A 25,809-nucleotide genomic window follows, 5' to 3' on the forward strand; every position below is an offset into this window, starting at 1 on the left:
GTGTTAAGGTAGCACGGGTTTAACTATTTCGGCGGCCGGAGTTTTCAATGATATCACATGAGTAATATGACTTCCTACAGATCTTTTTGATATATCAAGATCCCCCTTTCTAAATAAAAACTCATGATTCACTTTCCACTCTTCTCCATCGGCACTGAACGTTATTTTGCTGACATGTGATGGCCATACCAGCCGCTTGGAAACGCCTGATACGAATGTCTGAAGATGCCTCTGCACTACCTTCTTGTATCCATCTTTTAATGAAGTGGCGTTGTTAAGGTCAATATCACTGGTAAAAAACTCATCCGCTGAAGAGCGGTCGTCCTTTATAAACTTCAATCGCCAGCCATAATCCGGTTTTTGGCTCACCGTTGCACCTGCCTGCCAACCGGCAACAGGAATCACACCAGGATTTTGTCTTAAACGCTGCCTATTGCGGATACTGACGTTTCCTGAAAGCGACAGAATTTTATCCTTCCATCCAACTTTTTCCAGATCAGATCCAATGCCTGTGAAGATCTTTTGAATAATAGCTGACTTAAAAAATGCCATGTTCTCCATCCAGCGATTTTTTGAAGAGCTGGATGTAAGCTGGACAATACGGCTGCTTGGTGCTGTTCCTTCGCCTTTCCAATAGTCAAGCACTGCTGATGAACCGTAGTGAACATCCCCGGATAACAGTATAACCTTCTTGTAATTATCTAATTTCTCGAGCAAATTCTCAAAAGCTGCCACATTAAAACTCCATGCCTCAAAATCGAATTCTATCTCACCCGCTACCACGCCTTGATTGGCTCCGGAGTTATGAGAAAGGCCAACCACTGATGCTGCAAGTGGTTGTATCAACTCTTCAAAACTAGCCAGCCCCAGCACAGGAACCGGTGAAATGACGACTGTAAACGGTGTAGATTCTGCAACATTCTCCGGCAGTTGCTCCGAAAATGAATCATCTGAAATTAAACCTGGAGGAGTATTAAGTGACGGATACGTCCTGGATGTTCGTGTATTAAGCACGTACGTTGTTGCTTTGCCGGTGGCGACGTTATAATGCCACTTTAATTTAGAGGCCTCATCTGCCATTCCCAAAAGAATCTCCATAGGTTCGATAACCTCAGAAACCAAGGTGTCTAACTTTAATTTATTCGCGACACGATAGCAATACTCATTTACGAGACGGATGAACTTCGTTTTTTCCGTCAGACCAGAAGAACTTTCTGTACTATCTCCTATCGGAACGTATTCATCGGGCACATTTCCCCAATCCTGGAAGACGGCATAAGCCATCAAACCATTTCGGATAATATCCCTGCCAAGAGGTTTTGACAACACCTGATTTTTCCAGCGCTGCGTGATGTACCAGTCGTCGGTAATTTCGTGGTCATCGAAGATCATATAGCATGGTACATTTGCCATAACCCTGCTTACAGACGGTAAGGTACTCGCAAAATTGGCTAACTCTCTCAATTCTCTACGCATCGTTGAGCGGACCTTCTCCTTCCACTGGACAAATTTCGCGTTGGTAGTATTTGCAAACGTCTCGCGCATACCTTCATCGAACACATATTCCTTAGCTTTTCCCCGAAGATTCTCCCTGTCCATGATCACACTAATCAACGTAGGATCATCTTCTACAGCTTCGCTGTCGAGCAGACTGCTCACTACCTCATTGAGTACCGAATCTTTATTGTCCTTAATAAGCTTCTCTACCTTCTTGTAAAAGTCAATGTGCCAGGACCGTAAGCTCCAGTAGTTCAGGTAAACACCAGAGAATTCCTCGAAGCCAATTAGATGACAATCCGCACTCCCACTCGTAAAGCCTGCATACTTCGACATGATATATTGTCGGAGATAAGGGGGAAACGTTACATGTTCTGCTGTAAATTGTTCGATGGGTGATGTATTATTTTCCCTGACTCGAATCTGTTCTTCCCCTACGCGCGAAAAACCATCAGCATTACCGGTATAACGTAACAACATTCCCGCCACATCATCGGCATAGATCTGGTCACCTGTTAAAAAGAGCTGCTGGGGTCTTTTTTGAATATCTTTGGTGGTTGCTTTATTAAAATCTTCAATTTCTTTATCCAGATATGAGAGAGCATCTTCTCCATGCCCATGCATTTTCCTGCAGGAAGCCTGCGCTAAAAAAAGTTTGGCAGGATCATCAGAAGGAAGAAGAAAAGTAGGCAACACGTCCGTTTTATAGCCTATTGCTTTCTGCGCCCGCTCCTCGTGCTTCTCATCACTCAACAAACCTTCTGTTCGTAAATCGCCCTTATCGCTGGGATCATCGCTGCTTTCAAATAAAACATTATAGCTGTAAATCTGATCTGCTTGTAGACCCGGAGTACTTATCTCTGCTGTGATCAATGCAATCCAAAGTCGCGCTCCAAACTGTACAGTGGGGGCCGTATTCTTAACTGTTGTTAATGGTGCCTCCGTAACAGAAGAAGTATTGTCTCCAGATGCTGTCAGTTTAATTCCATCCCCTTCATAAATATTCAGCGAACAGTGGTAGTTGCTGGAAAAAGCTACCCAAACAGAAACCTTCTTTTTATCGACCCTTCTGAGAATGGGTCCAGCGATCAATTTCGGACTAGCCATCTGTAACGAATTAAAGCGATTCTGCTATTTATTGGAATAGGATTACTTAACTAATTTACCTACTACATGAGCGAGATAAAATAGCTATTACTAGCTATTTCGGGCCAGACTAGATATGAGTAGATTTAGTTACATCCATTATGAAAAAGCTGTCACAACTGACCTGGATCTATATTTCTATTGGAGGTTTTGTTCTATTTGCAGTCTTCTTTTTCTTTACTATAAAAACAGGACGAAGAATAGAGCTTGACATTTCCGTTTACTTCTTTTTGATTATCATTATTGGCCTTATTGCCAGTGGCTTTCTGGCAGGAGCAATGAAGTCTGTTAGCAGGTATGAAAACTCAGGAAGCAATGGAAAACTCTACTTAGCTGGCCCAGTTGTCATATTCTGCATTGTCATGTACTTCGGATATCAGTACAGGCCCCTCGAAAAGAAAGGTCCTTTATCTCTCGCAGTTCGTTTGACAGGAAGTCAATCTTCTTACAAAATTCCAGAGAATGCTTCAGTAAATGTTGTAATAGATCTCTTCCAGCAGACCAAAATCCTGAACAGCGAGGGTATTGCTTTTTTCACAGGTATAAGCGATCAGTACAAAGGCCGCAAGATCGATCTGTTTTTAAACGTCTCAGGCTATCATCCTGAAAACGCACAAATCTATAAGCTAAGTGATTCCTCCGATCATACCAATCTGATAATTCAACTCCAAAGAGATGTTGAAATTACCACCCTTCAGGGACGATTGTATTCTTCCCATGATAAAACCGGTATACCTGATGCTGTAGTTCGTTTTGTCGGCACTTCGTATATAGCAAATACAGACAGCCTTGGAAATTTCTCAGCAAAATTACCGGTTAAACCAGGTAGCGAGATCCGGATAATCGCATTCAAAGGGAACAAAGAAGTCTATAACAGCTTAAGAACGGTCTATCAGGATGATTTTCTTACATTAACACAGGTAGAATGAAATACACAGCCTACTTCATTACACTCGGATGCCTGGTAACTCAGCCTATACTGGCACAGGGGATAAATTACAAGTTCAGAGTAAGGTATGCGGATTACACCCCATACAAAAGTTCCGGATTTATAATCAGCGGACAGCGCCTAAGTACGGATCCTCAGGGAGTAATAAGTTTCAAGTGTTCTGAAGAGCTTAGCTACGTTAATATTGAATCTTCTGATCTTAAGCAATATGAAATCATGTATCCTTTGGAGGGGAAAGCCATATTGCCTAAAGATCCAGGGACTTTCATTGACATCTATATCAAGAAGCCTGCAGGAGATCCGGTCAAACAAATCAGAGCAGAAATAGCGAGTACACAAGCCAGTATGCAGAATAAGATTATCAAGAAGCTGGAAGATGAAAGTCGGAAAGGGTACGACAAGATTGTTGAGCTCCTGAACAATAAAGACATAGATGAAAGCGCACTGGCTGAAGGACGGATGGAATTTTTTCCATTGATATCATCCGCCCTAAACAATTATGTAAATGAATCGCGAAACTTCAACGACGCGTTCCTGTCTCTTTCAGGTTCCTTAACAAACAAAGGTGCATACGAACAACTAAACGGATCTATTTATGCATACAATGAGATTTTCAACCTTCTAAACGCAAATAAAGACATCTATCAACAAGCTATTGCTACATACTGGAACAGCAAAGAGCTATCTCTAAAATTCTCCAACCTGATTGATTTCGCAATTGAAGATCTTCATCGGCCATTTATTCTCGAAGTGAATTACACGTTCATCAATCGCTTTTACGATCTGAACAAAGAAACGAACAAGAACAAAAAGAAGGCAAGCCTGGAATATCTGAAGAAAGAGATGGAAATATTTTCTTCATCAATGGAAAGAAGATTGGTCAGCTTGGGAGAAAGAGTAACGAATATGAACTCACTGTTGGCTAACAATAAAGCTATTAACAATTAAAACTTCATGTTATGAAAAAGCTATTGACCACCCTGCTTGTCGTAATCTCACTGATAAGCTGTTCAGGCGACGATGGTATTGCGGACCTGTTTGTTCCCAACCTATCTAATCAATGGGAGAGTAACAGAGATACTTTCTTTTTTTTCACCGCAGATGAGAGAGACGTCAATGAAAGCACACTTACCGGAAATGAGCAGAATAACTTGGGAGACATTCATAATTTCACCGGCCGATTCAAGGACTATGATATTGAATTTACCTTCCTTGAAGGCCCCGAGAAAGAAGTAAAATATACCGGAAAATTTATAAAAGACTCCAACCCCTTGACGATAAAAGTAACAGGAACCAACGGGAAGAAGTTGGAAATCACACAAAGATTGAATAATTAACCTATCGTGAATATCATCACCTTGAATCTCCTAAAGTCTGTGCATATAGCTTCGGACTTTTACCGAAATGTTTCTTGAAACACCTGCTGAAATAATAGGGGTCCTTAAACCCTACCTTTTCGCTAATTTCACCCACAGAGAGTCCAGACGTCTTAATAAGTTCCAGCGCCTTCTTCATACGATACAATAGAATAAATTCTGTAGGGGAATAACTCGTAAGTTTGGAGATTTTTTTCTGAAGAAGACTCAAACTGACGCACATCTGATCCGCAAGCTCACCAGCACCGAAATCAGAGTTGGATATATTATTTCGGATAATCGATATGACTTTTTCTAAAAAGATCGAGTCCTGGTCCATTACCCCTGTTTCCACAGGAACATCCTCTACTGATGTTGAAAATAGCCGGCGTAATTTCACTCTGCTTTGAACCAGATTACGAATTCGTAACCGAAAAAGATCGACATCGAAAGGCTTGCTGATGTAATCGTCAGCTCCCGCTTCCATTCCCTCCATCTGACTTTCTATATCTGCTTTAGCTGTTAAAAGTACAACAGGAATATGCATGGTTTTAAGATCATCTTTCAGCTTTATTAAAAGCTCGACCCCCGACATTCCCGGCATGACCACATCCGAAATAATGATATCAGGGGTGTACTTTATTGCGGCCTTAAGTCCATCATGGCCGTTCCGCGCTTGGGATACCCGATATTCGGTCGCCAATTGCTGCGATATAAATTGCAGCAGCTCTTCGTTGTCTTCAACCAACAGCACATGCTCCCTTCCCTTCCCGGACTTTGAACGAACCCCTTCTTTAGACTGTAAAACCGCTCCCCCTAAAAGATCCAGTACCTGCCCTTTTTCGTAAATAACTCCGTCTCTTCCGGGACTTTCCTTCTGCTCACTTGCGTAGGCATCAATATTTATTGGAACCCTGACCAGGAATTCCGACCCGATATCTACCGTGCTTTTCACCGTAACATGACCCTTATGTAAGCGTATCAATTCCTTCACAATTGAAAGCCCCAGGCCTGTTCCTTTAGTATCGATATTGGTTAATGACTCCCTGTAAAACTCCTTAAATACTTTACCTAAGCTTTCCTCCGGGATGCCTACACCCGAATCTCTTACAGAAACTTCAAAGTAAGTGTAGTTCTTTATCCACTTGCCAAAAGTAATTTCAGATTCTTCGGAACGCAAGGGTTGCGTCATCGTGATTCTTGATCTTACACTAATCTCCCCACCAGAATTTGTATAATTAAACGCATTTGCAATTAGATTAAAAACCACTTTCTGTATTTTGGTGGCGTCTGCGGCTCCTTTAACATCAAAATTTTCATGCTCTACCCCAAACGTTATTCGCTTCTCCTTTGCCAGTTCCACAAATAGAGCAGCTATTTCATCCACCAGAGTCGTCAGGTTTATCTTCTTCACTCTTAGTGGCAAATTTTTATTCTCAATGCTCCTAAAGTCCATCAGCTCGTTTATCAGATGAAGTAACCTTCCTGCGTTGCGTTTAATGACCATTAGATTTTCCTTTATCTCTAAGGCATCCGCCGCTCCCGACAGCAATTTGTTGACTGGACCGATAATTAGCGTTAATGGAGTTCTAAACTCATGAGACACATGAGTAAAATATTGCATTCGATATTCACTGATCGCCTTTATCCGGCTGTTCAGTTTCACCACCTGATCCCGGCTTTCTTCGAGCTGCTTATTTTGACGACGAATGACTTCCGTTCGGGCCTTTACCAGCTGATCGAGCTTGCGCTTTTGCATCCTTAAGCTTCGGGTTCGATAAAAATTCAGCCAGATTATAAGTCCCAATAACACAACTGCAGATATCCATCGAAATATACTGGTTTGCCACCAGGGGGGTGTTATTTCAATTTGCAGCGCCACTTCATCTTCACTCCAAACACCATCATTATTTGAAGCCTTCACCCTGAATACATATTCACCGGGTTGTAAACCTGTATAAGATGCATACGTTTTGTTGCCCGCAACATTCCATTCCTCCTCAAGACCCTCGAGCTTATAGGCATATTGATTATTTTCCGGAGATGTAAAACTTAACCCGGCGAACTCAAACTCCAGAAAACTCTGAAGATGACTTAATCGCACTTTCTTCTCAAAGCTTATGCTCTGACTAAGTGGCGACTCTTCCGAATTAATGGATGCTGACTTGTTAAAGATCTTTAAATCGGTCAATACGACTGTAGGAACCAGGGGATTTTTCCTGATACTGTCAGGATAAAAGTAGTTGAAGCCGTTAATGCCCCCAAATAGCATAGCACCATCACTCGTCTGCAAACATACCCCCTTCTCAAATTCATTACCCTGCAAACCGTCATGAATATTGAACTTATTTATCTTGCCGGTTGAAGTGATGAAGTTTACCAGGCCATCCACGGTACTCATCCATAAGTTGTCATGCTTATCAATTAATATTCCGCATATTATATTATTGGGGAGACCATCAGCAACTGTATAGAGTTTAAACTCCTTTTTTTTAACATCAAAATAGTTGAGACCTTTGTTGGTAGCTATCCACAAATTGCCTTTATTGTCTTTTTGAATAGAATTTGTCCGCCCATTACTCAAATTAAACTTCTTATCACCTGGGGTATAATGTTGTAACTTACCTGTTTTTCGGTTGAAGTTGTACATTCCGGAGAAAAGCGTTATGATGTAAATCTCATCTTCATCATACTCAAAAATCTGTACTGCAGACGGAATTTTCAGAACTGATGTTAGCGATGAATTAGCCGGATCGTATATGCAGAGAGAACTGGTCGTTCCTACCCAAATTGTGCCTTTTTGATCTTTGTGGACCAACTGAATTCTTCCACGTTTGATTACTGCAGCATTCTCATATCTTAAAACAGGCGTAGTGAATGCTTTAGTGCGTGTATTAAAGATGAACAGTCCTGAGCTATTTGTCCCGATCAATAACCGATCTGAATCCAGTGAGGTAATGCTCAATACGTTTCCGTCAGTGAGGCCTCTTTCCGCACGTGCGTTACTTTTATAATTGGTAAAAGTACCCTTCTGCGGATCAAATTGACTGATGCCACCCTCATCTCGTGTTCCCACCCAAATCTTTCCATCCAGCTCCTGGTAGAAACATCTGATATTGCTATTAAATAATCCGTCTGACTTAAAATTGACCTTATAGAGAAGGAAATTCTTTTTATAAGGATCGTAATAGTTAAGACCGGCGTAGGTGCCAACCCATATATATCCTTTTTTGTCCCGGTAAATAGCGGTGATAGCATTACTGGTAATCCCTTTCGGATCGTTCGGAATATTACTATGCCCGCTGAGAAAATCTACCTTGCTGCTTGTATAATCATATGCATAAAGTCCACCACCATCTTTTGCTCCTATCCATATCTTTCCATGTTCATCTTCAACAACTCCCGTAATATTATTAGTTAGCAGAGAATGTCCCTTACTATAGTGCCGGCTATCACCTCTTAACTCGTCAATAAGAAAAACGCCAAAATCGCCCGTCGATACCCAAAGATTTTTCCGACTATCTTCCCAGATAGAACGAACATTTGCCGTGTGCTTTGGCATCTTGTAAGGAAGCATTAGATTTCTCTTCAGATCATATTGAAACAGACCGCCCGTTCCCAGCCATAGCCTGCCTTTTGAGTCTTCAAATATGTCGTTTACAACCTTCTTACTTATCAGTCGGCTACTCTTAAATACAGGATTTTTTTGGTTAGATATATCTTTATTGAAGTAAAACAGACCAAGTGATGTCCCAACCCAAAGGCAATTTCTTTTATCGAGATAAATTTTCAGAATACTTGTTCCAAAAACCACCGCATCTTTACTGTCAATATGCAGCACGTTGCTGTTATTATAAAATCGCTCTTCCTTCCGGTTAAAAAACGAGATCCCCTTTCTGGTTCCTATCCAAAGATCCCCGTTTTCCGGATCACATGATATCGAGTTTACGTAATTGTCCGATAGGCCATCTTCTGTTTTATAAAACTTAAACCGAACTCCGTCATAGCGCGAAATCCCATCTTCAGTACCCAGCCAGATAAAGCCGAACTTGTCCTCCGTAATGCAGTTAATCTTGTTCGACGATAAACCTTCCTGGCGGGTGAGATGTTTAAAATCCGGAGCTGCAGACTGCGAAAAACATACCGCCCCTATTAAGTTAAAAAGGACTGTGAATATAACAAACACACAAAACTGTCTGGCGCGCATCAACTAATATTAGGTTTACTGTGTTAAAACTAATACAATTCTCACGGCTGCGCAAAACAAAGTCTGATAACAGCCTCTAGGCCATGCATCCCCCCTCTGTAAGAGCCAAAAAGGCTCTTTTCTGTTTTAATCCATTCGATATCCTCTTTCGTCCATTTCACTAAACCCTAACAAAATGTTCCTTTGAATAAGACAGAACGCAGGCTTGCTAACCAGAGTCCTGCCACTAACCATTTCTCATGAAACCTCAATTATTACGACTTTCAAAGGAGCCCACACAATCGTTTAATGTTAGGCAGGATGTAGTACCGGATGTCAATAACAAGTGGCACTATCATGTCGAAGTGGAACTCATACACTTTAATAAAGGCAAAGGAACTCAGTTTGTAGGTGATAGTATCAATCGCTTTCAACCAGGCGACGTTGTTTTGATAGGGTCTGAAATGCCTCACATTTCACGCTTTGACGACCAATATTTTGAACCTGCCAATACACTTCCCGTTGATATCAGGGTAGCTCATTTTCAACCTAACTTCTTCGGAGAGGTTTTCTTGAATCTACCCGAAAATAAGATTATACGAGAGTTGCTCGAAAAAGCAAAAAGGGGCATAAAAATTACTGGACAAGCAAAGAAGACCGTCGCCACACTTATGGGTAAGATGCTTCAGACAGATGGCTTCGAGCGCATGCTCATGCTAATGGAGGCCCTTCATGAGATTGCCAAATCACCCGGTATTATTCTTCTGTCTTCCATGGGTTTCAAACTCGATTTCAAAGAAAGCGAAAGAGTAAGCGATATATATGCCTATACGTTCAAGCACTTCAAGGAGAAAATTTCGCTCGAAGAAATTGCCCAAATCGCCAATGTAAGCCCAAATTCATTCTGCCGATTTTTCAAGTCAAAAACCGGAAAAACATTCTCTCAGTTTATTCTGGAACTGAAGGTAGGCCATGCTTGTAAATTGTTGATAGAGGACAATTACAGCATCAAACAAATATGCTATGAAAGCGGCTTCAATAATTCGGCTAGCTTCTATAAATACTTTAAAACAGTTACAGGTAACAGTCCCTCAGCATATCAGAAAGAATTTTTGAACAAATCCAAAGTCGTTTCGCTCTTCACAAACGATGAACTCTTACATCTTAAAAAAGCGAAGTAAATAGGAAAGACAGATAAAATAGCAGATACAATTGCCAATATGGTCATATATCTACCAAAACGATGTCTATATATTCGCTTGATCCTGACGCATGTTGGTCGGATGATTGCATGCTAATATCAGGAGTTCACTCACATGATAAAGAAAATCCTTTTATCAGGAGGCGTCGTCCTTATCCTGGCCTTCGCCCCTAAAACCGAAAAAATCTGGCAGTCTGAATTGTTAAAAATCGGTACTTCCGGAAAGCTTGAATATATACCCGACGAAAAAGGGAATATTTTACCTGACTTTAGTAGAGTTGGATATCATCACGGAGATCGCCAGATCCCTGATGTCCCTGTAGTGAGGTCCGTATCCCCTCAACCCAAGGGAAACAGCGACCAGGTGATTCAGAAAGCTATAGACGAAGTTGCAAAAATGCCTTTAAACAACAACGGCTTCCGTGGCGCTATACTTCTGAAAAAAGGAACTTATAAGATTTCCGGCAGCATAAAAATTCTTAGTAGCGGAATCGTATTACGAGGCGAGGGAGATGGCGAAAACGGAACACGGCTAATTGCCAGCGGATCATCGCAACGGCCGCTCATTGAAGTGACAGGCTCGGGGAATCTTGTGGAAGTTCCCGGAACCAGAGTACGTGTCACAGACCCCTATTTAGCTGTTGGAACCAAAACATTGAACGTCGAGTCAGCCAGCCAGTACAAGGTAGGGGACGAAGTAGTCCTCTTCAGAAAGGGAATGGCAAACTGGATCAATGATATCAAAATGAATGCGATCGTGACACGCCCGGGAACACTGCAGTGGCAACCAGAGGACTTCGATCTCCATTTTGAAAGAAAGATTACCGAGATCAAAGGCAACACCATTGTGCTCGACAACCCTGTCATGATGCAGATGGAACAGAAGTATGGTGGAGCGAGTATTTATAAAGCGAGCTTCGAGGGAAGAATTCGCGAGGTTGGAATTGAGAACATTCTCTGCGAATCTGCTTATACTCATGACACTGACGAAGAACATAGCTGGACCGGTATCCTTTTTAATAAAATCGAAAACGGTTGGGTAAGGAATATTACCGCTAAACATTTTGTTTACGCCGGAGTAAGCCTTAACGAGGCTGCAAAAAATATTACGGTAAGAGATTCCAAATGCCTGGACGCAAAATCAGTGATTACGGGAGCCAGAAGGTACTCCTTCAATAATAACGGGCAACAGAATCTCTTCATGAATCTGGAAACTACTCAAGGTCGTCATGACTTTGTAACAGGCGCCCGTACTCTCGGACCGAATGTTTTCTACAACGGAAAATCAACAAAAACACATGCTGATATCGGCCCCCATCATCGCTGGGCTGTTGGAACCTTATATGATAATATTGTCACAGATGGGGAAATTAATGTCCAGGATCGTGGTAACTGGGGAAGCGGACACGGTTGGGCAGGGGTTACTCAAGTCTTGTGGAACTGTACCGTCAAAAGAGCTGCGATTCAAAGTCCCTGGGTTTCTGGAACCAACTACAGCATAGGGACGATCGGAGAGAAACACAAGGGTAGATTTGCCGAAAGACCTGATGGATTCTGGGAAAATCCCAACAAGAAGGGCTTACATCCTCAATCACTATACATGACTCAATATCAAGACAGGCAAAACCGATAGTGGTACATCCTGCTCCTCATACTTGTAAACTAAAAAGCCTGATTGGATTTTGAAAATCCAATCAGGCTTTTTAGTTTACAACGAACACTTTATTTGTTTACTTCCGTAACCTGAGCACAGAAGCCCCGGCATCCAGGTTTTTCTTCCGCAATAAAGCTTCAAGGTAATAGTAGTCGGCATAATTTAAGGGCACGTCCACCTCACTGTTTGATGGCTTGGATCCTGTACTATGCAGCAGAATAAAACCCTTGTTTTGCTTTAATGGCGAGATATATTTGCTACTTAAACTGACCATCATTTTATCTGCTGACTCTTTATATCGTTTTGCACTCTGGCTAAATGTACTGAGTTCATATAGACCGGAGGCAATAACCGCAGCTGCAGATGCATCTCTAGGCTCGTTCGGAATGTTCGGGGCGTCAAAGTCGTAATAAGGGACCATATCTTCGGGCATATTCTTATGGTTGAGGATGTAGTCGGCAATATGTTCCGCTTGCTCTAAATATCGCTTATCTTTCGTTTCGCGGTAGCATAGTGTATATCCGTAAACAGCCCAGGCTTGCCCCCTTGACCACGCCGATTCATGACTATAACCCTGATGCGTTTGCTTTTTTAACACCTCACCGGTTTGCGGGTCATAATCAATTACATGATAAGAGCTGTAGTCTGGTCTGAAATGATTTTTCATCGTCGTATTGGCATGCTGAACAGCGATCTTATAGAAACTGGAGTCGCCTGTGAGCCTTGTTGCCGCAAATAACAGTTCAAGGTTCATCATATTGTCGATAATTACAGGATTAATCCATTTATCCCGGCTATGGTCCCAGGAAAGAATGGCGCCGGTTTTAGGGTTAAACCTGGTAGACAAGGTTTTCGCAGATTGTATCACCACATCTTTGTAGTGAGGATCCTGCGTAATATTTAACCCAGTGCCAACACTGCAGTAAACCTTAAATCCCATATCATGTGTCGTTCCATTGGTCTGCTCCTTTTCTATCTTAGAGGTATATTTCCTGGCTTCGTTCTGCCACTTGTTTGCTCCCGTATGCGCATACAAGTACCATAATACCCCGGGGAAAAAACCACTGGTCCAATCCCGGGATGCCACAAGTTTTAACTTACCTTCTTCAAGCGTCCGGGGAGATACGAGTTCAGGCGTGGAAGCATCAGTCGCCTTGATAACTTCAGTAAGCATAACAGAAGTTTGCTTTTCGGAGTGTTTAATGGCTTTGTTAATTTTCAATTCTTGCGCATCAGCATCTTTATAAAAGAAAGCTGCAAGCACAGCGATACAGAGATAACTATATTTCATAATTCAATATTTATTTACTTAACCAGGGGCATTAATTGTATTTCGAGAAGCTTAAACAGCTCCGATCCTTCTGTATGCAGCCGTCTTAATGAAAGCTGGAAAGAAGAGTTGGGCAAATCGATAACACCGAGTTCGTGGAGAACGGGAATATCCTTCGTACCTCCTTTAGGAGTCATTTTAAACTGAGACCCATTTATATTGATATCGTAAGCCATCCCCGCTTCTGTTACTGGAAGGTAACGGACCAAAAGCCTGTATTTTGAACGCTGGAGTGCCTTCAAATCCCACGTCAGATAGTCATTAACAGACTTCCATCCTTCGGCAAAATAACGATTCGCTTTCCCATCTCCGAAACTGAAACCTGTCCCGTGGATGTTTGCGTCAAAAGCAAGCAAACGATTAATGCCTTCTTTGGAACTAATCCTTCTTTCCACATCGGGTACTACTTCTCCCGAAATATCCACAACAATTACAGCGTCTGACTCATCCGGAGATTTTTGTGGAACCTTAATCGTAAAATCGGCGTTTCCAGCTTGCCTCACTTCCAGGGCGCTTTTCTTTGGATCAGCTAAGACATATGCTTTCAAAATCTTATTCTTCAGACCGCCCAGCTCTAAGATCCCATCCCTGGGCCAGTTGAACACATGCAGATAGAGTTTTCCCGGCTTTTCGGTTATGACTCCCCAGGATTGGACGGGTATACGTGTTTTTCGTGTGCCATAGATACTCTCCTCGTTCTTATGAATCCAGGACCCTATACTGTCCAAAATCTGTGTATCTCTGCTATCAAAGCTCCCGTCACCCTTAGGGCCAATATTCATTAATAAATTACCACCCTTTGCCGAAGCTTTGGCTAAAAGCTGGATAAAAAACCTGGCCGACTTGTGACTAATATCGTGCCTGGAATAACCATACGACTCATTTGTTGTCGGTATGGCTTCCCAGTCGCCATCAACCGACCTGAACTCAGCCGGGCGATCACCCGTGTTAATATAATCACCGAAATTAAAGGATGCGCTTCTGGCAAGACGCCCGTTTACAACGATGTTCGGATCTGCTTCCCTGATCGCCTTCAAAATGCGAAGATTCTCTGATAAGGGAAGTTTATGTGGTGTATCAAACCAAAGGATGTCCGGCTGATAATTAGCAATCAGCTCCTTAATTTGCGGAATAGCCTTTTCGTCGACATATTTCGCTGCTTTTGGTAACCATTCAGGCTTCGCATCAAACCAGTTAGTGCCTCCCAGCAGCTTATCGCCTCCGGGATTGGAATATTCCCAATCATTCCCCGGCGCATCAGGATGCTCCCAGTCAAAGGCATGTGAATAATAAAACCCGAAGCGGATCCCATGTTTCTTCGCTGCCGCTGCCAGCTCCTCCATAGGATCACGCTTAAATGGCGTTTGATCGAATACATCAAAGTCAGACACTTTTGAATTCCACAAAGCAAAGCCATCATGATGTTTGGCGGTAACGATGAAATAACGCATACCCGCATTTTTCGCTGCTAATATCCACTGTTCTGCATTGAACAGTTTCGGATTGAATTCTCGGGCGAGATTGCTGTACGCTGATTTACTCAACTGCTCTTTACGCATAAGATGCTCTGCATATCCCTCTACTTTCTTTCCCTTCCATTCTCCTGCAGGATCTGAGTAAATACCCCAATGAATAAACATGCCATATTTGGCTTCTCTCCACCACACTAGTCTGTCCGACTGTGTTTTCTGTGCGTTTGTCCACCAGCTGCGTTTTGCTTTTTCAACAGCCTGATGATCTCGCTGCTGCGCCTGATTAAACATATTCTGGTCTTCATCTCCCTGCACCTGTGCGCTTCCGCCGTCAGGTATAGTCATCAGCATGATGGCCAGCAAAACGGGTAACATTGCCGGATAGCTTACTTTAAGTCTGTTCATAATTAAAACTTAGTATCTGAAGGCATAGCTGCTTCTATAACATATTCTTTTCCTGCAACCGTCTGAAAATCGATAACATAAGTATCTTTTAAGTTCAAGGAAGGCAATTCCGTTTTCCCGGATTTTTTATAAACGGGTATTTCCGAATGGTAAATCAAGGCGTTGCTGTTGTCACCCGTAGCTTTTTGAGTCTGTGTCCCACGCACCACAACAGGCGTACTCGTTCTAAGCCTGCAATTACCTCCTGCTTTCGAAAGAATAACCGCACGCTGCAATCGGCCGCTTTTCCACTGCAGATTCACTTCAAAATTCCCTCTGGCCCGTACCCCCTTGATATACCCGCTTTTCCAAACATCCGGCAGTGCAGGCAAGAGCTCAATCTCTCCGTCATGACTTTGTACCAGCATTTCGGTCATACCTGCCGTTCCGCCAAAATTGCCATCTATCTGAAAAGGGGGATGCGCATCAAAAAGATTAGGGTATGTGCCACCACCACTCATTTGCTCTCGTTTCTCCGTGGGATCGATATAGGTAAAAGCCGATGCTAATATCTTGTAAGCCTGATTTCCATCCTTTAATCTTGCCCACCAATTGATCTTCCACGCCATTGACCAGCCGGTGCTGACGTCTCCGCGATGAATCAACGACTGCTTGGCCGCTGCTGCAAGTTCAGGAGAAGTAAATACAGAAATTTGATTGCCGGGATAAAGACCAAAAAGGTGCGAGATGTGGCGGTGACTATCTTTCGGATCGTCCCAATCTTTATACCATTCCTGAAGTTGCCCATATTGACCGATTTGGTACGGATAAAGCTTCAACTTTGCTGCCTCAAGTTTGTGGCGGAAATCGCTGTCAATACCCAATACCTTTGACGTTTCGATGCAGGCCGTGAATAACTCTCTGATGATGGCCATATCCATCGTTGATGCCATACTGAGCTGGAATTCTTTACCGGCTATCTTAACGGTATTCTCCGGAGACGTGGATGGATTGGTTACCAGATATTCGCTGTGTGGATCATTGATCAGCCAGTGGAGAATAAACTCGGCAGACCCCTTCATTAGCGGGTAAGCTTCCTCCTGCAAGAACTTTCGGTCTCCGTTAAATAAATAATGCTCCCACAGATGTGTTGAAAGCCAGGCTCCTGCCATTGGCCAGGCCGACCAACGGGGCATACCTCTGGGGTCCCAGTCATAGCCACCCGTAGGCGACGTTTTAGCCCATAGATCCGAATTATGGTGTGCCAGCCAGCCCTCCGGGATGTTATAATTGATCTTTGCCGTTTTTGAACCGTTTATTGCCAGCTCTTTCATGAAATCAAAAAGCGGCCTATGGAGTTCTGACAGATTGGTATTTTCGGCCAGCCAATAATTCATCTCCGTGTTGATGTTCATCGTGTAATTGCTTCCCCAGGGTGGTTGAACCTGATCATTCCAGATCCCCTGCAAGTTCGTGGGGCGCGAACCCAACCTGGAGCTGGAAATCATCAGGTACCTGCCAAACTGATAATATAGAACCTGCAGACCCGGGTCGCCTTTTGAGGCGTTAAAGTTCCGTAAGCGTTCATCTGTCGTCAATTTTACCTCTTCTTCACCCAAAGAGAACTTAACACGATTAAAGAGCGTCGCATAATCAGTCAAATGCGACCTTTTAATCTCGTCATAACTCTTTCTCAAGGCCTGCTTCATGTTTCCCCCGGCTTCAATCGCCGGATCTTTTCCTTCAAGCCCCGGAGACTTGTCGAAGCCATTAAAGCTTGTTGCTTCAGTAAGATACAAGGTCACCGTCGTAGCACCTGCAATTTTCAGACTGTCGCCTGATACCGTACAATTGCCCCCTTCTGTCTTCACCCGTAAGTGAATTTCGAAAGTCATCCCCTCTCCGTCCTCTTTTTCATCATATACCACCTGCTGCGATTCGTAGTCTCGGTTAGCCACATATTTCGGTGCCTTTCCCTTAAGTACCAAATAATCGTTTTGCAGGGCAGCAACTTTGAAGCGAAGCTTGCTTGATAATGCGGCAGTAAAGTTTAAAGCACCTTTTCGGTCGGCGCTTAACTTTACCATCACCACTTTGTCGGGATGACTGATAAAGCTTTCTCTTGAATAATTCACTCCGCCTACTTTAAATCGGGTAGTTGCTAAAGCATGACCGATATCTAAATCTCTGTAATAAGCAACAGCAGTAGAATCCTTCAGATGATGGTCTAGAATAAGATCTCCCAAAGGCAAATATCTCGCTGAGTAAGGCCCCTGCATTTTTTTCCATAAGTAGGAGGCCCGATTATAGTCCCCCGTGGATATGGCTTCTCTCACCTTCGGCAGAATAACAGGACCGTCGGAGTTGTTTCCTGAGAGTGGATATCCGGACCAAAGCGTGTTATCGTTTAATTGTATCCGTTCCCTGCTAATCCGGCCGAATACCATTGCCCCGGTTTTTCCATTTCCTAAAGGCATTGCCTCCTCCCATGCTCTTGCGGGCGTGTTATACCAGAGCTTTAATGCGGATGCCTTGCTTTTAACTGGAGAGGAAGCCCAGCTTGAAAAACAGATCCCCAATGCTATCAAACAACAGTTCGCTTTTAAATTCATCTTTTAAAGATTTATGGAAACGGTAGGAATCCCTTCAGACTTAGCAACAACGACATACCCTCCCTTGGTGGATTTTACGCGAATTATTGCCCTGCCATTATACATCTGCAAAAAGCTGGATCCCCACGATGTTCCCTGATGTTCAATGAGTTCCCCATCTCCTGCCAATGAAAAACGTACCCAGTTCCGTGCGTCGAGACATGGAACGTTATTTTCATCAACGATTTTGGCTTCAAACGTTTGAATACCATCTTTATCTTCAATCTTAGTGAGTGTCATCCTCGCTGGCGCAGACCATTTCGCTGTCTGGTACTGAAAACGTATGGAGTCCTCAACGGTCACCTTTCCCTTTCTGGCGACTACTCTGACATGGTTCTCTCCGGCAATAAATTTCAGATTCCAACGAAGTCCTGCTGCTGGAAAATCCTGACTATTCCGCTTCTTAACCCCTTGACTTTTACCATTCAGGAATAGCTCAGCTTCGTCGCAATTGGAATAAACTTTTATCATCTTATCCTCACCTGCCTCGCCCCAACGAACAGGCCATGAATGACCGTAAATATGAGCCATGGGTTTATCTGTCCAGTAAGATTGATAAACGTAAAATACCTCTTTCTTGGTAAAATCGCGCTCCACTACTCCTTTCTGATTCATATAAGGCACCGGATTATCCGGACGAACAGGCGTAGAGAAATCCTTGAAAGGCCATTGTGCTGTTCCCGTTAACCATGGCATGGTTTCTTGTTCTTTCAAATGCCAGTCCACCAAATTACAGATATACGATTCACTCCAATCTCCGTCTTTGGAAACACGGGTGCTTCCTCCGTACAAAGAAGCATCTCCTGCACGTTCATCAGCTTCTCCCGCAGCCTGAACCTTCATTAGTGCATTGTCCGGGTTTTCAGAATGACGACGTGCATGGCTATCTCCGCCCCACTCAACGTGGAGAAAATGCTTGTACTTTTTAAATTCTGCTTCACTAACCTTCTTGTATTCGGTATAAACTCCACGATACCAACCTGCCCAGATGGAAGGAGAATAAACGTCCACGATATCACTGCAGAAATCGCAACGGCGGATGGCCGTTTTTCTTGAGTTATCCAGCTTATGAGAAAAATCGTTAAGCTCTTTCATAAAAGCTCTGATTTTTTCCTTATCAAATTGGGAGAAGTCACCTGGCCAGTCATTTTCATTTCCCAGACCCCAGATAATTATTGAAGGATGATTGTAATGCTGTTCAATCATGTTAGTAAGCATTCTTCTGGCCTGCTCTTTATAAACATCACCTCCTAAGCCTCCCCGGCACCATGGAATCTCTTCCCATACCAGGATACCCAGACTATCGCAAAGGTCTAATGCGATACGCGATTGCTGATAATGACCCAGACGAATGAAATTAACGCCCATATCCTTCATCATCTTCATCTCTGTACGAATCATGTCCTCCGTCATGGCCGCAGCTACACCCGCATGATCTTCATGTCGGTGTGTGCCCTTCAGCAAAAGACGTTTACCATTCAGCATGAAGGGCCCCTTCTCTATAAATTCAAAGTGACGGAATCCAACCTTTTCAGCATGTTTGTATTCTCCATTCGAAGAGTGAATACTCACCTCGACGGTATAAAGAACAGGACGATCGGTAGACCAGATGAGGGGATTTTTCAGTCGCCAGTCAGTTAATGATAGCGACCCACCCTCTATATTTACTTTCAGTCTTTCCTTTCTCACTATGCGCCCCATTTGGTCAAGTAGTTTCACTTCAGCCTCGGCTGAAGAAACCTGATCCGGATTATAAAATCTCGCCTTTACCTGCAGCCTTGCGTTCTTGCCTGTTTTGTCCACTTCAGCGAAAGCAAAAACTTTCTCGATGGAAAGAGCTGGCGCATAAACAAGATTAACATACCTGTACAAACCTCCATAGATATTGAAATCAGAGAGATCTGAAGGAATCATTTCCAGATCACGCGAGTTATCGGTTCGTATCGATACAGGTACCTCACCATTGAATAGTTCTCTACAGATATCCGTTTTTTTAAATGCTTCTACAGCCTCGGTAATATCAGCGGTCCATTCATCATAGCCCCCAACATGCGTTTTCACCTCCGTGGTATAGACGAATACCGAAGTCTTTTGACCTGCTCCTTCAAAATGCAGGAGCGTTCTTCCGTTTTCATACGGATTGCTCACTTTTAACCGGGTTCTGTACCAGGATGGCCCCTGATAATAGTTAAGATCCGGATGTACCCCATCTACGGCGTTGACACAGTGCGGCAACGTAACATTTTCCCATAAAGGGACGCTTTCCGGACTCCCTGGCTCTACTCCGCGAACAGCTTCCCAAATTCCTCCCAAATCCTGACGCATAAATTGCCAGTTATCATTTAGCCTTACTCGCTGTTGGGCACAGACGGATATCGCTGAAACAAATAATAGTAACAATAATTGAAATCGCTTCACTTCCTCAAAGTTTAAAAGATTCCTCTTGTCCGGAACCGATACGTAATTAAGAGGCTGTAATCATGTTCTATGATACAGCCTCTTTTTGTTTGAACCAATGTCGTGGAGCTAACTCCCTAACTTAATGTGTATTTGCGTTTTTACTAATCAGGCATGGTTGTACTTAAAAAGCGGTCGATTACATGTACAACTCCATTGGTAGCCAAAAGGCTGCTGGTCCTCACGTTCCTGGTACCATTAAGCTGAACAGGATAATCGGAGGTGTTAGACGGTGAGCTGTTCAGCACCCGCAAAGACATTTTGGATTCCGGGTTTGGTACAAAAGGCGCAGTTGAATGCCTGGTGATACCTGCCGGAAGTGATACCAGCGAACCCGCAGGTGCAGTTGTATTAGCCTTTACCGCTTCTATAACAGGAAGTGTATAATGACTGTACTCGCCTTCCAGAATCAGGTATTCGAAATACCTTTTTACAAACTCCTTAGGATAACTGCTCCAGGCTGTTGCCGGCTTTGCATTTACCATATTTGCTCCGAAGAAACAGTCTGTTGGGGGAGTAGTGGCACGATTGATCGCGTCGTTATGAAGCAAAATGTAGGTCCGGCCTGGTTTTTTATACTCATTGCTATCGATTTCTGCATACTGTATTCCTTCCAGCATTCTGCTAAAAATCTGATCATTTACAGTAGAACCTGTAGCGCGCTCTTTCAAATATTGCCAGGCTGTCTTGTTCAGATTGGGATTAAGCGTATTGGGTTTACGGTCATAGTCTTCCTGCATATCCAGGCCGAAAAGGGTGCACCCCTGAATGGCACTGAAAAGGATGAAAAGAAACAAACAAGACGTTATATTTTTTATGGTTTTCATATTTACTAGTTGTAAGATGGATTCTGAACTAACTTTTTATTGTCCTCTAAAAGGGTTCTGTGAATCGGCCATAATATCTTGTTCATATCTGTGCCGAAACCGACAAGATCCGGTCGCTGCGTAATTCGCTCAACGCGATATTTAATTATCGGATCCATGATCTCTTTTACCTTATCAGCCCTTACGATATCAAACCACCTTTTACCCTCAGCAAAAAGCTCGTATCTCCTTTCAGCAAGGATGGCACTGGCAAGAGTCTCCTTGCTGGCCGCCTCCGGGCTTGATGCTGTAATCGCCGGAAGGCCTGCTCTGGTTCTGATGAGGTTCAGGTACCTGATCGCTTCAGACTGCGATCCGGTCTCGTTTAATGCTTCTGCGTATAGTAGATAGACATCAGCAAGTCGGTACATAACCAGATATACCGGAAACGCTTCGTTTATACTGGCGTTATTTCCGAACGTCTTAACGTCGTGATATTTTACCACCTTATCAATGTGTCCTAGTCCGGGAAGGGTATCTATAGTCTTGGCAACACGCGTATCAGCTTTGATTTTTTTCCAATCCTCATGAATAATAGAGTCCACCCGTACCGGGTTGTTCGTCTTGCCTACAGATACCGGAATACAAGCACAACCGTTGTTGGCGAAATCCCAATGAATACTCCAGATTGCTTCATTGGTAATTGCAGGATTTAAAAACAGATTCTTCCAGGTAGCTTGTGGCTCAAGCGTTGCCCCGGTATTGCCATGTGCCACACCCTTGGGTCCTCTCGCCTCAAACACTTTTGAAAGCCACAGTTTAGAATTTTCATAATCCTTCCTCCATGCGTATACATCTCCCAACGTGGCCGCAATGGCTCCCTCGTTAATGTTCCATACCACGGGAGTCTGAGCCTTTGGAATAAGATCATAAGCCATCGTCAGGTCAGGAATGATTACCTCCGTGAAGATTTTTTCCTTGGATTCTCTCGGAAGCTCCGGGTCTACACTGAGACTTTCGTACGCCTCCGTACGAATGGGTGCATCTCCCCATATACGTACGATATAAAAGTAACATATCGCACGCATAGCATAACACTGTGCCAGCGCAGAGTTGATCGTTGCCGTCGAAACATTCGGATCATATTTCTGAACATCAGGCAAACGCTGAATCATCAGGTTAGCCCTTGCAATGGTACGGTATAGGTTATTCCAGTTCGCAGAACCGTTACCCGATGTCAATGTATTGATGGCAAGCTCAGATATCATACTGTTTGCATATTGTGACCGATCAAAATTATCCGATCTTCCTTCACCCCAGTAATGGTACATTCCCGAAAATCCTTCCCCGGTTCCGGTCATCATCTCCTGAAATGAGCTGTACACACCTGCCAACCCTGAATTAATATCCTTACCCGACTTGAAGTAGGCTTCTGTGGCAACCTGCGCCAGGGGCTCCTCTGTTAAAAAATCCTTACACCCAGATAAAAAAATGGCTGCAGCTATAATGGTTGTTAATATCTTTTTCATCTCTACTAAAAATTAACGTTTACACCTAGACCGATCTCTCTTCTCTTAGGATATCTTCCGCTATCCTGACCGATCTCTAAACCTGAAGAACTGAACTCTGGATCGTACCAGCTGTAGTTGGTCCAGGTAAGAAGATTCTGACCATATGTATACAGACTTAGTCCCTTTAGCTTCATTCTGTTAGCCAGTTTCGAATCAAAGGTGTAGGTTAGTCTAGCACTCGACAAGCGGATAAAAGTACCGTCTTCGATGTAAAGGCTGTTATAACCCGTAACGATACTCTGTCGATCGTTCTTTCTTACCCAGTTAGGATATTTGGAAATATCTCCTTGCTTAGCCCAGGCTGTAGTTGCCGCATCCCAGATTGGCGGTGTATAAGTAGATGAGGCAGCGTTTTGATCGTTTCTTACTTTATTATAGATGTCGTTGCCTACCTGTCCCGTAAACAAAAAGCTTAGAGACCAGGCCTTGTACCTGAAATTATTATTGATACCGAAATAAAAGTCAGGCAATCCGTTTCCAACGATAACCTTATCATTATCATCAATCAGTCCATCATTATTCAGGTCATACCATTCTGTATCTCCACCCTCAAGCACAATTCCGTTTCTTGCTTTCTTGCGAACATCTCCGGTGTATGGCTGGCCGTTCAATGTATAGCCATCAAAATCTACCACCGACATGCCGTCTGCAGAAACCTGTACATTTACAGGGGTCAGTCTTTCACCTGATGGCGTATAAGCATTCGATACATCATATTGATAAACGCCTAAGTTTTTCCACATAAACATATCGCCAATTTTACCACCCTCTTCAATTCTCCAGATGTTTCCGCTGATAAACGGCGTGCCGTTCGCAAGCTTCTTCACCTTTCCACTCTGGAAGGAAATGTTGGCACTTATATCCCAACCCATATTCGTATTTGAGATTGCGGTACCTGTTAATGACATTTCCAATCCTCGGTTCTCAATTGATCCCAGATTGATCGTGGTGTTTGACTTTCCGGTTTCTTTCGGAATTTCCTGTCTGTACAAAAGGTCTGTTGTCGTCTTGGTGTACAGGTCGGCAACAAAGTTTAACCGTCCTTTAAGAAAGGATAGATCAAGCCCCATATTCTTTGAGGTTGTTGTTTCCCATTTGATAGCGTCGTTACCTAAGGTTGACGATTCCGCAGCAGCACTGTTTCCATTATAGTACTCGCCACCGAAGTTAACCAGCGTGTAGGCAGAATAGTTACCAATAGCATCGTTACCGGCCTGTCCAATACCAAAGCGAAGCTTGGCATCAGTAAGCGCAGGTTTTGCCCACGACATGAACTCCTCGTCTGATAATCTCCAGGCTCCTGAACCAGATAAGAAGGTTCCCCATCTGTTGTTTATACCAAATTTTGACGATCCATCTCTTCTGATCGTTCCCTGCAAGATATATCGGCTTTTGTAGTTATAACCTAAACGCCCGAATACGGATACGTTAGAATACGCTCCGGCAGTAGTTCCGGTGGCATTAAGATCCAACATACCTGCATTGGATGTATTGATGGCCTCGCTCACATACTTGAACATCGATATCGTATAATCGTCAAATCTGAACCGATCCGCAGTGAAAGCCAGTAAGCCGGTAACAGCATGGTCTTTAGCGAATGTTTTATCATAATTCAGGAATGACTGGAATTCCCAGTAGAAATCCTTATTGAAAGTATTGCTTCCCCTGGCATCACCCGTTCCACCACTGGTCAGGGAAGATGGCGTGAAAGATCTGTTCGTTTCGTTATCCAGTCTGGCGTTAAATAATGTGGTGAACGTAAGCGAACTTAAGAGTTTGTACTCAGCCTTCGTATTGAACTGAGCAGTGTAGTCGTTATCCAGATCTTCATTAAGCATGGCGAAAGCAACCGGATTCCGCTTCGACTCCACATAACTTGCTAAACTCCCATCCGGCCGGTATAAACTTGTCCATGGATTTCGTTCGAAAACTTGCTTGGCACTGTTTGCAATAGGAATCTGATTCCCTGTCTGATAGCTGTAAGAAAGATTATTATATAACTTCAATTTAGGAGTCGCCTGGTAGTCCACATTGATCTTAGCCTGCAAACGCTTCATCCAGCTGTTAATAACAATTGCCTGATCATCTGTGTAGGTAACCCCGCCATAGTAGCTCAAGCCTTTTGTTGCTCCACTGACGTTCACACCTAATACCTTTCTGTTTCCTTTCCTGAACAATAAATCCTGAAAATCATTATCTGCGTTCAGGTAAGGGTTAACTGAATCGATGTTTCCACCAAAACCGTCGCCACCTCCGCGCATCTTTCTGAAATAGCGGAGCTCATCAGCACTCGTAGTGCGTAGTTTGTTAGCCAAGCTGCCGAATACGTTGGAAAGATTTACCTGCACCATCGGGCGTCCCTCTCTACCTCTCTTGGTAGTAATTAAGATAACACCGTTCGCACCCCGCGCACCGTAGATCGCGGCGGTGGAAGCATCCTTCAAAATTTCGAAAGATAAGATGTCTGAAGGATTTACAAATGACGCGTCCTGAGATATCAAACCGTCGATCACATAGAGAGGACCATTCCCGGAATTAAGTGATGAGGCTCCCCTGATTTGAATAGTTCCCTGACCGAATGGATCACCATTGTCATTAGACACCTGCACACCCGCTGCCTGACCTTGCAAGGCATCGAATATGGTTACGGGTTGTCTTTCAGCAATGGCCTTTTCACCGACAGTACTGATAGGGCCTGTAAGATCCCTTTTCTTTGCAGAACCGCCGTATCCGGTACTCACTACAACTTCCTGAAGCGTATTGGCACTTTCTGCCAAAGACACATTTACGACAGTCCGGGAGCCAACATTGACTTCTCTGGTTTCGAAGCCTATGAAAGTGAACTGCAGTGTAATTCCGGTTCCGGTCACTCTGAGATTATATTTTCCCAAAGCATTCGTACTGGTTCCTTGTGTTTTTCCCTTTACGCGTACACTGACGCCTGGAAGAGGCTCTCCCTTGTTATCCGTCACGGTTCCGCTAATGGACACAGCCGCCTGAGAAAATGCGTCTGAATTCATATTCATAAAGAATAGAAGTATAAGCAGCTTGGTGGCCCCGGCTATCCACTTACTACTTATGCTCAAACATGAAAAAGATCGGGTACAAATTTTACTCATATCAATTGGTTTAATCTTTAGGTTAATTGCT

14 protein-coding genes are annotated in these 25,809 nt (G+C 43.5%); 5 read left to right on the plus strand and 9 right to left on the minus strand.

All coding sequences use genetic code 11. From position 1 onward, the window contains the following. Window positions 1-3: 3 nt before the first annotated feature. The gene (locus B0I27_RS08770) at window positions 4-2,604 is read right to left on the minus strand and encodes a metallophosphoesterase family protein (protein ID WP_106292857.1); all 2,601 of its coding nucleotides are present in this window, start codon (window positions 2,602-2,604) and stop codon (window positions 4-6) included. Between the two features lie 140 nt (window positions 2,605-2,744). Between B0I27_RS08770 and B0I27_RS08775 the strand changes: the two genes are divergently transcribed. From B0I27_RS08775 to B0I27_RS08785, 3 genes are read left to right on the plus strand one after another with little or no spacing between them, the layout of a single operon-like run. Then, entirely contained in the window at window positions 2,745-3,572 is an 828-nt protein-coding gene (locus B0I27_RS08775) for a hypothetical protein (RefSeq protein ID WP_106292858.1), read from the plus strand. Beyond that, window positions 3,569-4,540, plus strand: a complete 972-nt coding sequence (locus B0I27_RS08780) for a hypothetical protein (RefSeq protein ID WP_106292859.1) — start codon at window positions 3,569-3,571, stop codon at window positions 4,538-4,540. The genes B0I27_RS08775 and B0I27_RS08780 overlap by 4 nt, the downstream gene beginning before the upstream one ends. Window positions 4,541-4,551: 11 nt before the next feature. Further along, a complete protein-coding gene (locus B0I27_RS08785) occupies window positions 4,552-4,929 on the plus strand; it encodes a hypothetical protein (RefSeq protein WP_106292860.1) in 378 nt (125 codons plus the stop codon). Between the two features lie 16 nt (window positions 4,930-4,945). Here the strand turns inward: B0I27_RS08785 and B0I27_RS08790 are convergent, their stop codons facing one another. Next, window positions 4,946-9,154, minus strand: a complete 4,209-nt coding sequence (locus tag B0I27_RS08790; protein ID WP_106292861.1) for a two-component regulator propeller domain-containing protein — start codon at window positions 9,152-9,154, stop codon at window positions 4,946-4,948. A 239-nt stretch (window positions 9,155-9,393) separates the two neighbouring features. Here B0I27_RS08790 and B0I27_RS08795 point away from each other — a divergent pair, with 239 nt between their 5' ends. Further along, window positions 9,394-10,314 (plus strand): AraC family transcriptional regulator, encoded by a 921-nt coding sequence (locus tag B0I27_RS08795; protein WP_106292862.1) that lies wholly within the window; start codon window positions 9,394-9,396, stop codon window positions 10,312-10,314. Window positions 10,315-10,449: 135 nt separating this feature from the next. Further along, window positions 10,450-11,967 (plus strand): hypothetical protein, encoded by a 1,518-nt coding sequence (locus B0I27_RS08800; RefSeq protein WP_106292863.1) that lies wholly within the window; start codon window positions 10,450-10,452, stop codon window positions 11,965-11,967. Between the two features lie 97 nt (window positions 11,968-12,064). On the opposite strand, the gene B0I27_RS08805 is transcribed toward B0I27_RS08800, so the two are convergent. The 7 genes from B0I27_RS08805 to B0I27_RS08835 all read right to left on the minus strand — a co-directional run bounded on the left by B0I27_RS08805 (window position 12,065) and on the right by B0I27_RS08835 (window position 25,778). Then, window positions 12,065-13,279 (minus strand): glycoside hydrolase family 88 protein, encoded by a 1,215-nt coding sequence (locus B0I27_RS08805; RefSeq protein WP_106292864.1) that lies wholly within the window; start codon window positions 13,277-13,279, stop codon window positions 12,065-12,067. 14 nt (window positions 13,280-13,293) lie between these two features. After that, window positions 13,294-15,195, minus strand: a complete 1,902-nt coding sequence (locus B0I27_RS08810) for an alpha-L-fucosidase (protein WP_245925465.1) — start codon at window positions 15,193-15,195, stop codon at window positions 13,294-13,296. Window positions 15,196-15,197: 2 nt separating this feature from the next. After that, entirely contained in the window at window positions 15,198-17,786 is a 2,589-nt protein-coding gene (locus tag B0I27_RS08815; protein WP_106292865.1) for a glycoside hydrolase family 95 protein, read from the minus strand. A 3-nt stretch (window positions 17,787-17,789) separates the two neighbouring features. Further along, on the minus strand, window positions 17,790-20,243 hold the full coding sequence (locus B0I27_RS08820; protein WP_106292866.1) for a glycoside hydrolase family 2 TIM barrel-domain containing protein: 2,454 nt from the start codon (window positions 20,241-20,243) through the stop codon (window positions 17,790-17,792). Window positions 20,244-20,386: 143 nt separating this feature from the next. Continuing rightward, a complete protein-coding gene (locus tag B0I27_RS08825) occupies window positions 20,387-21,109 on the minus strand; it encodes a fasciclin domain-containing protein (RefSeq protein WP_106292867.1) in 723 nt (240 codons plus the stop codon). Window positions 21,110-21,114: 5 nt separating this feature from the next. Beyond that, window positions 21,115-22,617, minus strand: coding sequence for a RagB/SusD family nutrient uptake outer membrane protein (locus B0I27_RS08830; protein ID WP_106292868.1), 1,503 nt, complete (start codon window positions 22,615-22,617; stop codon window positions 21,115-21,117). A gap of 5 nt (window positions 22,618-22,622) precedes the next feature. Continuing rightward, on the minus strand, window positions 22,623-25,778 hold the full coding sequence (locus tag B0I27_RS08835) for a SusC/RagA family TonB-linked outer membrane protein (protein WP_245925467.1): 3,156 nt from the start codon (window positions 25,776-25,778) through the stop codon (window positions 22,623-22,625). Between the last annotated feature and the right edge of the window lie 31 nt (window positions 25,779-25,809).

It is taken from the genome of Arcticibacter pallidicorallinus (assembly GCF_003002875.1).
In the GTDB taxonomy this organism is placed as follows: Bacteria; Bacteroidota; Bacteroidia; order Sphingobacteriales; family Sphingobacteriaceae; genus Arcticibacter; species Arcticibacter pallidicorallinus.

Excerpts from the sequence above, each read along its gene's own strand:
- B0I27_RS08795 (WP_106292862.1), top strand. The coding sequence starts at position 9,394 with ATGAAACCTCAATTATTACGACTTTCAAAGGAGCCCACACAATCGTTT.
- B0I27_RS08780 (WP_106292859.1), top strand. The coding sequence starts at position 3,569 with ATGAAATACACAGCCTACTTCATTACACTCGGATGCCTGGTAACTCAG.
- B0I27_RS08775 (WP_106292858.1), top strand. The coding sequence starts at position 2,745 with ATGAAAAAGCTGTCACAACTGACCTGGATCTATATTTCTATTGGAGGT.
- B0I27_RS08800 (WP_106292863.1), top strand. The coding sequence starts at position 10,450 with ATGATAAAGAAAATCCTTTTATCAGGAGGCGTCGTCCTTATCCTGGCC.
- B0I27_RS08815 (WP_106292865.1), bottom strand. The coding sequence starts at position 17,786 with ATGAATTTAAAAGCGAACTGTTGTTTGATAGCATTGGGGATCTGTTTT.
- B0I27_RS08810 (WP_245925465.1), bottom strand. The coding sequence starts at position 15,195 with ATGAACAGACTTAAAGTAAGCTATCCGGCAATGTTACCCGTTTTGCTG.
- B0I27_RS08830 (WP_106292868.1), bottom strand. The coding sequence starts at position 22,617 with ATGAAAAAGATATTAACAACCATTATAGCTGCAGCCATTTTTTTATCT.
- B0I27_RS08835 (WP_245925467.1), bottom strand. The coding sequence starts at position 25,778 with ATGAGTAAAATTTGTACCCGATCTTTTTCATGTTTGAGCATAAGTAGT.
- B0I27_RS08770 (WP_106292857.1), bottom strand. The coding sequence starts at position 2,604 with ATGGCTAGTCCGAAATTGATCGCTGGACCCATTCTCAGAAGGGTCGAT.
- B0I27_RS08805 (WP_106292864.1), bottom strand. The coding sequence starts at position 13,279 with ATGAAATATAGTTATCTCTGTATCGCTGTGCTTGCAGCTTTCTTTTAT.
- B0I27_RS08785 (WP_106292860.1), top strand. The coding sequence starts at position 4,552 with ATGAAAAAGCTATTGACCACCCTGCTTGTCGTAATCTCACTGATAAGC.
- B0I27_RS08790 (WP_106292861.1), bottom strand. The coding sequence starts at position 9,154 with ATGCGCGCCAGACAGTTTTGTGTGTTTGTTATATTCACAGTCCTTTTT.
- B0I27_RS08825 (WP_106292867.1), bottom strand. The coding sequence starts at position 21,109 with ATGAAAACCATAAAAAATATAACGTCTTGTTTGTTTCTTTTCATCCTT.